Source organism: Streptomyces viridosporus, from assembly GCF_002078235.1.
Taxonomy (GTDB): domain Bacteria; phylum Actinomycetota; class Actinomycetes; order Streptomycetales; family Streptomycetaceae; genus Streptomyces; species Streptomyces viridosporus.
This window is the reverse complement of the sequence record NZ_MSGP01000751.1, coordinates 1-8,163: the sequence shown is the minus strand read 5'-3', so window position 1 is coordinate 8,163 and position 8,163 is coordinate 1. Positions and strand designations below refer to the sequence as shown.

The 8,163-nt window shown below is 73.2% G+C and carries 9 protein-coding genes; 5 read left to right on the top strand and 4 right to left on the bottom strand.

Features of this window, described 5'->3' with window-relative positions:
• Positions 1 to 145: 145 nt before the first annotated feature.
• Entirely contained in the window at positions 146 to 523 is a 378-nt protein-coding gene (locus tag B7L92_RS43780) for a DUF4232 domain-containing protein (RefSeq protein WP_368656283.1), read from the bottom strand.
• On the opposite strand from B7L92_RS43780, the gene B7L92_RS43775 reads away from it, so the two are divergent.
• Both B7L92_RS43775 and B7L92_RS37090 read left to right on the top strand, forming a co-directional pair.
• Complete coding sequence (locus B7L92_RS43775) at positions 513 to 890, top strand: hypothetical protein (protein WP_368656282.1); 378 nt, start codon at positions 513 to 515, stop codon at positions 888 to 890. The two genes, B7L92_RS43780 and B7L92_RS43775, sit on opposite strands and share 11 nt — an antisense overlap.
• A gap of 210 nt (positions 891 to 1,100) precedes the next feature.
• Positions 1,101 to 2,552 (top strand): helix-turn-helix domain-containing protein, encoded by a 1,452-nt coding sequence (locus tag B7L92_RS37090; RefSeq protein ID WP_081241529.1) that lies wholly within the window; start codon positions 1,101 to 1,103, stop codon positions 2,550 to 2,552.
• Positions 2,553 to 2,605: 53 nt separating this feature from the next.
• Here B7L92_RS37090 and B7L92_RS37085 read toward each other — a convergent pair whose 3' ends face one another.
• Positions 2,606 to 3,025 carry a hypothetical protein gene (locus B7L92_RS37085; protein WP_255311326.1) on the bottom strand — a complete coding sequence of 140 codons (420 nt, stop codon included), beginning with the start codon at positions 3,023 to 3,025 and terminating at the stop codon, positions 2,606 to 2,608.
• Between the two features lie 514 nt (positions 3,026 to 3,539).
• On the opposite strand from B7L92_RS37085, the gene B7L92_RS37080 reads away from it, so the two are divergent.
• Positions 3,540 to 4,124, top strand: coding sequence for a TerD family protein (locus tag B7L92_RS37080; RefSeq protein WP_016825395.1), 585 nt, complete (start codon positions 3,540 to 3,542; stop codon positions 4,122 to 4,124).
• A gap of 232 nt (positions 4,125 to 4,356) precedes the next feature.
• Here the strand turns inward: B7L92_RS37080 and B7L92_RS37075 are convergent, their stop codons facing one another.
• The gene (locus B7L92_RS37075) at positions 4,357 to 5,109 is read right to left on the bottom strand and encodes a hypothetical protein (RefSeq protein WP_081241527.1); all 753 of its coding nucleotides are present in this window, start codon (positions 5,107 to 5,109) and stop codon (positions 4,357 to 4,359) included.
• A 201-nt stretch (positions 5,110 to 5,310) separates the two neighbouring features.
• Positions 5,311 to 6,279: a LysR family transcriptional regulator gene (locus B7L92_RS37070; protein ID WP_004985648.1), complete on the bottom strand. Its 969-nt coding sequence runs from the start codon at positions 6,277 to 6,279 to the stop codon at positions 5,311 to 5,313.
• Between the two features lie 50 nt (positions 6,280 to 6,329).
• Between B7L92_RS37070 and B7L92_RS37065 the strand changes: the two genes are divergently transcribed.
• On the top strand, positions 6,330 to 7,271 hold the full coding sequence (locus tag B7L92_RS37065) for a serine hydrolase (protein WP_081241526.1): 942 nt from the start codon (positions 6,330 to 6,332) through the stop codon (positions 7,269 to 7,271).
• 83 nt (positions 7,272 to 7,354) lie between these two features.
• The coding region (locus tag B7L92_RS37060) for an MBL fold metallo-hydrolase (RefSeq protein WP_174704078.1) at positions 7,355 to 8,163 on the top strand (809 nt) is incomplete at its 3' end.

The following is an 8,163-nucleotide window of genomic DNA, read 5'->3' as shown; positions in this document are numbered from 1 at the left end:
CCGCGACGCGGACGTCCGCCGATCCTCCCGCCGCGGATCCGGTGCGCGACCACTGATCACGGCGGATGAGCACGGCGGACGTCCGCGTCGCGGCCGTGGTCCCGGCCTTCCGCACCGTGGCGTCAGTGAGCGGTGAGCCGGTGCCTCACCAGGCCAGGGCGTCGGCCATGGTCGACTGCCAGTACGAGACGCCGATCGAGTCGTCCACGTACACGCCCTTCGCGGGGAGCGACGGGCGGGCGGTGCCCGCGCCGTCGTTGAAGAAGACCTCGAGGGACTTGGCCGTGTAGCCGTTGGAGCCGCTGCCGTCCGCGGCCGAGAGGAGGACGCCCGCATAGCCCGACTCGCCGGGGGCCAGCGTGACCACCGCCTGCGGCTTGGAGTCCTCGAAGGCCGGCGGGACGGACTGGGCCCCGCCGAACCGGACCGCCGGATGGCCGATGAGGTTGCAGTTCTTCGAGCCGGTGTTGGTGACGGTGAGGAGAAGGTGGTTCAGGGGGCGGGAGACCTCCGTGGCGGTCATCCGGGTGGAGGCGCTGGAGCAGGGGGCCGAGGCGGACGCCGGCTCCTTGGAACGCGTGGCATCCGACGATCCCGTGGAGCCCGACGACCCCGTGGAACCCGTTGTGCCGCTCGAACCGGCCGTGCCGCCGGTCGAGCCCTCGGAGGCCCAGCCCGCCGGGTCGGTCTGTCCCGCCCCGGTGGAGCTTCCCCCGCTCGTCCCGGGCGAGGACGTGGGCGCCGACGCGGATGCGGAACCTGCCGGTGCCCCCTCGTCGTGGACGCCCTCCCCGTTGCTGCACGCCGTCAGCGTCAGCGCGGCGGCCGTGAGCGCGGCGGCGACGAACACGCGGGTGCGGCGGGTGCGGTGGGTGCGTGTGGACATGTGATCCCCCTTGGGCGGTACGTGTGGTGGCAGGCGCCGCTCGTCCGGTTGCCGGGAGCGGCGTGCTTGGATGGCCCAAGCTTGTGCAGTGATCCGTCCCGACCGCCACGACTGCCGGGGCATCCGGGACGCTGGAACGCTTGCGACGGCTCTGACCTGGGGGAATGACCACCCCCTGGAACGGGGATCCGGGACGTGGGGAGGGAACGGAACCATGGCGGGAGACGAATTCTCCGAGCTGTTGGGACGGTTGAAGGAACGGTCCGGGCTCAGTTACGGGGTGCTCGGAAAGCGGCTGCACACGAGTGCGTCCACGCTTCACCGGTACGTCAACGGGGACGCGGTGCCGACGGACTACGCGCCCGTGGAACGGTTCGCGCGGGTGTGCAGGGCGACGCCCGAGGAACTGGTGGAACTGCACCGGCGGTGGGTGCTCGCGGATGCCCGGCGGAGGCAGAAGGCGGGCGGGGCCCCCGCGAAGGAGGAACCGCGGGCCCGGACAGCGGCGGAGGACGGAACCGGGACGACGGAGACCGGGACCAGGACGGCGGAAGCCGGAACGGGGACGGCGGGGACCGGGGCCAAGACGACGGAGACCGGGGGCAGGGCGGCGGAAGCCGAAACGGAGACGACGGAAACCGGAACCGACACGACGGAAACCGGGACCAGGACGGCGGAAGCCGAAGCGGCGGCCGGGGCCGGGGCCGGTCCCGAGGGTGAGCGGCGGTCCGGGGCGAAGGCTCCCGGGGCGCGGCGGCGCAGCGTCGTCGTCCTCGCCGGGGCCGCCGTTGTCGTGTCGACCGTGCTCGTGGCGAATCTCGTGCTCGGCGACGGCGATGACGACCCGGGCGGAAAGCGGCCGGTGGGAGCTGCCTCCCGGCCCGTCGACTCCGCCGGCGAAAGCCCCGGCGCCTCCGAGTCGGCCGACGCGAAGGGCGGATCGGCCTCGCCGTCCGCCTCGCACAGCGGCGGCCCCACCGCCTCCGCCTCCACCTCCGCCTCCCGGAACGGTGCGGCCGGGGCGGCCCGGGGCGGCGGCTTCGAGGACAGGGCCACCGCGCCCACCGTCGCCGTCAATCCGTACAAGTGGGAAGGGCCGTGCAGCCAGCACTACCTGATCGACCGGAAGCCCGAGCAGGTGCCTCCGCCGCCGAGTGAGCCGGACGCGCGCGGGTGGGTCACCGCGCTGGGCGGGGTCGCCGGCGGGCAGCAGATGCTCGCGCTGACCGTGCAGGGCACCGGGAGGGCCACCGTCGTCCTGGAGGAACTGCACGTACGGGTGGTGGAGAAGAGCGCGCCCCTCGCCTGGAACGACTTCGTGATGGGCGTCGGGTGCGGTGGTGTCGTGGAGACGACGGCCTTCGGGGTGGACCTCGACGCCGGGCGGCCCGCGCTCTCCCCCCAGGCCGGTCAGCGCGACTTCCCCTACAAGGTGAGCGAGTCCGACCCCGAGGTCTTCCACGTCTTCGCGGACGCGCGGGCACACAACGTGAGCTGGTACCTGGAGCTGGTCTGGTCCAGCGGCGACCAACGGGGCACCGTGCGCATCGACGACCACGGCAAGCCCTTCCGGACGAGCGGGAACACGGGGCGGCCCGCGTACACCCACCCGCTCGGCGCCTTCGAGTGGGGACGCGATGAGGTGAACCCCGACGTTCCCGGCTGAGGACCCGGCAAGGCTCTCCTGTAGCGCCCGCTCGGAGACCGGCGAGAGCCGAGTCAGGAATTGCCGAGCGATCCTTCAGGGGCTGATGGGGTCCGCCGGTGCAGGACGGCGCCGGCACAGGCCAGGACGACGGCAAGACCTGCCAGCAGGCAGACGAGCACGTTGATCGACATCGAGATGTGCTCCACCGTCGCACCGTCGGAGTAGACGCAGGCGCTGCGAAGGGGCCAGTCCTCGTCCACCGTGCCGACCAACTCGGCACCGGAGGTGTTCCGGTCTTCGCACGGCTCGGGGAACGGCCCTCCCAGGATGGCGGAGAGCCGGCCGTAGCAGTACACGACTGCCGCCGAGGAACCGAAGACCAGAACGAGAACCGCACAGAGTCTGGACAGGGACACGGGCGGGTTGTTCAGCATCAGGACAACGGTCACGATGCTCGCCGCCGCGGTGGCCGGACCGACGAACAGCAGCATGCCCAGCAAAGGCGTCAACACGGTGTTCCCTTCTCGCAGGGAGGAAGCACGACGGGTGAGAACCGACGTGGGCAGGGCTGCTTCTCGGCTTCTTCCTCATGGCGGCCGTCCCCATCATCGTCGGGGGGCAGTCCTCTCGTCCGTCGTCGGACCGACGATGTGGATGACGGCACCGCTGCGGCGACGTGGGCAGAACAGAACTACGGGGTGAGCCGGGTCGGACCTGCCGGGACCGCCCTCCTGCCCCGACACCGTTCCGCCGCAGGCCGCCCCCGACACGGTCGCGCCCGGCGACACCGCCCGACACGGCTGGCCCCGTCCTCCGAGTCGGGCCTTCGGGTGAGCCCGAGGTTCCGCGGTCGCGTGCCGGCGGCCCCGGACATTTCCCGCACAGCCGGCATGCCGTGCCCGGCCGGGACGGTTCGTACGCGCCCCGGGAGACCCGCCAGGTCGGACATCCGGGGCGCCAGGCACACTCTGGGGTGTATTTCCGTCGACGGAGGATGACTCACGCATGATCACGCTCACCAAGGAAGACGGCCCGGCAGATCTGGACGGAGTGACCCACCTGTCCATCGGTGTCTCCTGGGACCCCACCGCCGGCAGCAGCGGCGGAGTGCTGGGCAAGCTGCGCCGCAAGACCGGCACCGACCTCGACCTGATCGCCATCGCCATGCAGGGCGGGGACCCGGTGCGCCTCGCCGGTCTCGACTCGCTCGACCCCATGGGCAACGGCTCGTTGCTCCACAGCGGCGACAACCAGACCGGACACGGGGACGGGGACGACGAGACGGTGACCGTCGAGTTCGCGCGGCTCCCGTCCGCCATCACGTCGATCGTGTTCGTCGCCGCCGCCTACAAGAAGGGCAGTGCCTTCCAGAAGGCCCGCAACATCAGCTTCAAGGTCTACGACGCGACCGGGGGGAGCTCCCAGCAGGTCGCCGACATCTGGCCCAGCCTGCTCACCCAGGACAACGCCTGCGCCGTGGCCAAGGCGATACGGGTGGGCACCACGTGGAAGCTGGAGGTGATCAACGAGACGGGGAAGCTCAAGCAGGGCGACGAGCACGCCCTGATGCGTTTCGCCGTCAGCAAGTAGTGCGGGGACGACGGGGCGGACAGCCGCCGCGGACGGGACGGGCTCCCACCGCGCACGCGGGAGCCGTCCCGTCGCCCTCGACGCCGTCCGCCCCTTCCCCGGTGGAACCGTCCGCTGCGCCCTCACCGGCGACGACAACGCCGCGGAGGCGGAGGCCACCGGGAACGACCCGGACGAGGGCCCCGAGGGGCCGCCGACGTACGAGGGACACGTCACCGCCACGAGGGACACGTCACCGCGTGGAAACGCCCCGCGACGCGCTGCCCCGCGGACCCGCGGTCGTGGCCTGGTACAGGACGATCCCCGCGAAGACCACGAAGACGGCACCGCAGACGAGCACGCCGGTCCGCTCCTCCCTGAGGAGGTCCAACTCGCCGTCGGGGTACGTGCAGGTGACGGACGGCGGAAAGACGGTGGTGCCGGTGTCCAGGACGTCGATCCGGGTGAGCCTGGTCTCCGGGGGGACCGTCTTCGCGTGCAGGCACGCGTCGTGGAGGTCGGAGCGGGAGAGTTCCAGCATCGGGTCGACACCGGTCACCCAGATCAGGGAGGCCACCACCGGCGACCACATCGCACCGGCCCGTGCCTCACGGGAGACCCGCGACTGCCTCCTCAGCAGGAGGACGGAGAGGGCCACGACCGCGACGGCGAGGCCCGCCCACATCACCCACACGCTCAGGGCGGTGGCATGCGACGACCCGTGGGCGGTCCAGTGGCAGGTGACGTCGGGCGGGAAGGCGTCCACGGTCACGCGCACCAGGGGGAAGTCGTCGTCGAGGGTCAGGCGGCCGCACACCTCCGCGGGATCGGTGAAGGCGAACCCGTACGCCACGGCGCCCGCGTATCCCACCGCCGCCGTACCGAGACCGATCACCGCCCAGCGGGCCGGACGGGACGGACGGCGCCCGATCGTCCACAGCTTGTACGGGATGACCATGGCCGCGAGCAGGAAGACGGTGATCAGCTGCGTGCCGAATCCCAGCATGCTCACGCACTCCCCTCGTAGGACGCGTCCACGCGACCGGCGGGGACGGCCGGTCGCTCCGGCGAGGACCATGACCGGCACGGCCGGCGGACGGGGAGGCCGACCCCCTCCCCTCCCGTCGTGGTTCCACGGGCGAGGACGATCACCAGGGCCCGGCGGTTGCACGGTCCGGTCCCACCGTCCGCCGCTCCGGTCACGGCACTAGCCGTAGACCACCGACCACGGGCGCGGAGGATCGTCCGGGAGCCGGGGGACACCCTCGCGTCCCGGGGTCGCCGTGCGGTCGCGGGCGAGGACGTCGGCCGCGAGCTCCGCGAAGCGGCGGGCGGCCGGGTGGGCCCCGCGGCCGACGGGCCAGGCGCCGCCGATGCGCAGGGCGAGGGGGCGGCCGGCCAGGGGCCGCCAGGCGACGCGGGGTTCCTTGCGGGCCACCGGTCCCTGGTCGAAGGCGACTCCGTGACCCGCCGTCACGAGGGCGAGCAAGAACTCGGGGTTGGACGCGTGCCGGAGGCGGCCGGGCACGAAACCCCCGGCGCGGCACACGTCGAGGATCCGGTCGTACCGGCCGGGTGCGTGGGTCCGCGGGAAGAGCACCAGGTCGTGGCCCGAGAGGTCGCCGAGCGCCACCTCCGGCAGCCGGGCCAGCGGCGAGGTGCGGGGCAGGACGACACCCAGGTCCAGTGAGACCTCGGGGCCGAGGTGCAGTGCGGTGGCGTCGACGGGATGGTGCACGAGTCCGACGTCCAGGCCGCCGGAGGAGAGCAGCCGCACCTGTTCCTCGGTGGTGACCTCCTGCAGGTCGACGGAGAGCCCCGGGGTCCGCTCCGCGCAGGCGGTCAGCAGCGCGGACAGCACGGCGGCCGTGGTGTCGGGCGGCACCCCCGCGCGGAGCGTGCCGAGGCCGCCGGCGGCGGCGCGGCGGGCCAGCGTGCGCAACCGCTCCTCCCGGGCGAGGAGTTCGTGGGCCTCCTCCAGCAGGGCCGCCCCGGCGGCGCTCAACCGGACGCCGCGCTGCGAGCGGTCGAACAGCTCCGCGCCGAGCTCCTTCTCCAGCCTGCGGATCGCCTGGCTGAGCGGCGGCTGCGCCATGCCCAGTCGCTCGGCGGCCCGGCTGAAGTGCAGCTCGTCGGCCACGGCGACGAAGAGACGCAGGTGGCGCAAGAGATCCACGGCCAGGATCGTACGTGTGATCGGAAGACATCGACAGCAAGGAGGAAGCAGTGGTCGAGGAACGGATCCGGCGGGTCTTCGCCGGTGCGGGCGCCGAGGGACAGCTGCACGCCGTCCCCATCTCCGTCCCCGTCCACGGGCGCGCGGGGGGCGCCGGGGAGGCCGGTGCGGAGCCGGGGGCCCGTGAGGTCGCCGTGGGCGCCGACGACCCCGTGGTGATCGCCTCGATCTTCAAGGTGCTGCTGGTGCTGGAGTTCGCCCGGCAGGTCGTCGCCGGCCAGCTCGACCCCCGGGAGCGGGTGCGGGTGACCGCGGCCGACCGGCTCGGCGGCTGGGGGACCGCCGGCTGTCTGGACGACGTCGAGCTGTCGCTGCGCGACCTGGCCCACTTCGCGATGTCGGTCAGCGACAACACCGCGGCCGACCTGTTGCTGGCCCGCGTCGGCCCGGACACCGTACGGCTGCTCGCGAAGGAGCTCGGGCTGGAACGGACCCGGATCGTGGGCGGCCCGCGGGACCTGCTGGAGTCGATGCTCGCGGAGGTCGGGGCGCGCGACGAGCGCGAGTTCGCCGTCCGCTACCCCGCCCTGCCGGACGACCGCAAGAGGCGGCTGGCCGTGCTGGATCCCCGCCACACCACGGCGAGCACGCCCCGTGAGATCACCCGACTGCTCCGGCTCGTCTGGAGCGACGCCGCCGGGCCGCCGGAAGCCTGCGCGTTCGTACGCGACCTGATGAGCCGCCAGGTCTTCCGCCACCGGCTGGCGTCGGGCTTCCCGGACGACGTCGCGGTCGCGGCCAAGACCGGGACCCTGCCGGGTCTGCACATGGAGGCGGGCGTCGCCCGCTACCCCGACGGCGCGTGCTACGCGATCGCCGTCTTCGCCCGCACCCGCGACCTGGCTGTCTCGCGCGCCATGGTGGACGCCGCGATCGGCAGGGCCGCCGGAATCGCGGTCGGCTCCCTCCGCGGAGGCGGCGACGGCCGGTGACCGGGGCGGATATGCGTTCGCGTATCACCGGAGCCCGATTCCGGTCTTGGACAGGGGAGTTCGCGCCCTGATCTCCTGACGCCATGACCCAGGAATCACCTGTCACGGACCGGTCGGGCGCACCCTCCCACCGCGGGTTCGACCGGCGCACGGTGCTGCGCGGCGCCGCGCTCGGCGCGGCCTCCCCGCTGATCCCGGCCACGGCCGCCACGGCCGCCACCACCGCGGCCGCCACCTCGGCCGGGGCCGACGGGGGGCGCAACCCGGCCGCCGGTGCGGTGTCGCTGCGCTGGCTCGGCACCGCCGGCTGGCGTATCGACGTGGGCGACCGGACCGTGCTCTTCGACCCGTACCTCACCCGCTTCCCCACGGGCCTGTTCGACGGCGTCTTCGACCCGCGGACCCCCTTGCGGACCCGGCCGGAGGACGTGGACGCGCACATCGGCCGCCCCGAACTCGTCCTGGTCAGCCACTCCCACTGGGACCACCTCGCCGACGTGCCCCACATCGCCCGGACCACCGGCGCGCGCGTCGTCGGTACCGAGACCACGTACCACCTGCTGGTCGCCCTGGGGGTGGACGCGGGACAGATCTCCGTGGTGAAGGGCGGTGAGGTGCTGGACTTCGACGGGATCGTCGTCGAGGTCGTGCCGAGCCTGCACAGCCGCAACAAGAAGTGCTCCTACTTCGCCCCGGGCACGCTGAACGCCCCGCTCGCGACGGCCCCGGGCACCATCGCGGACCTGCCCGAGGGCGACACCCTCGCCTTCCGGGTGACCGCCGGGGCGGACGGCCCGTCGGCGTTCCTCATGGGGGCCAGCGACTTCTCCGAGCGGGCGGTGCGGGGCCTGCGCCCCGACCTCGCGATGATCGCGGTGCCGGCCGGCACCGC

Bases quoted from the DNA above. Each gene is read 5' to 3' on its own strand.
- B7L92_RS43780 (WP_368656283.1), bottom strand. From the start codon at position 523: ATGACCGCCACGGAGGTCTCCCGCCCCCTGAACCACCTTCTCCTCACC.
- B7L92_RS37090 (WP_081241529.1), top strand. From the start codon at position 1,101: ATGGCGGGAGACGAATTCTCCGAGCTGTTGGGACGGTTGAAGGAACGG.
- B7L92_RS37085 (WP_255311326.1), bottom strand. From the start codon at position 3,025: ATGCTGCTGTTCGTCGGTCCGGCCACCGCGGCGGCGAGCATCGTGACC.
- B7L92_RS37080 (WP_016825395.1), top strand. From the start codon at position 3,540: ATGATCACGCTCACCAAGGAAGACGGCCCGGCAGATCTGGACGGAGTG.
- B7L92_RS37075 (WP_081241527.1), bottom strand. From the start codon at position 5,109: ATGCTGGGATTCGGCACGCAGCTGATCACCGTCTTCCTGCTCGCGGCC.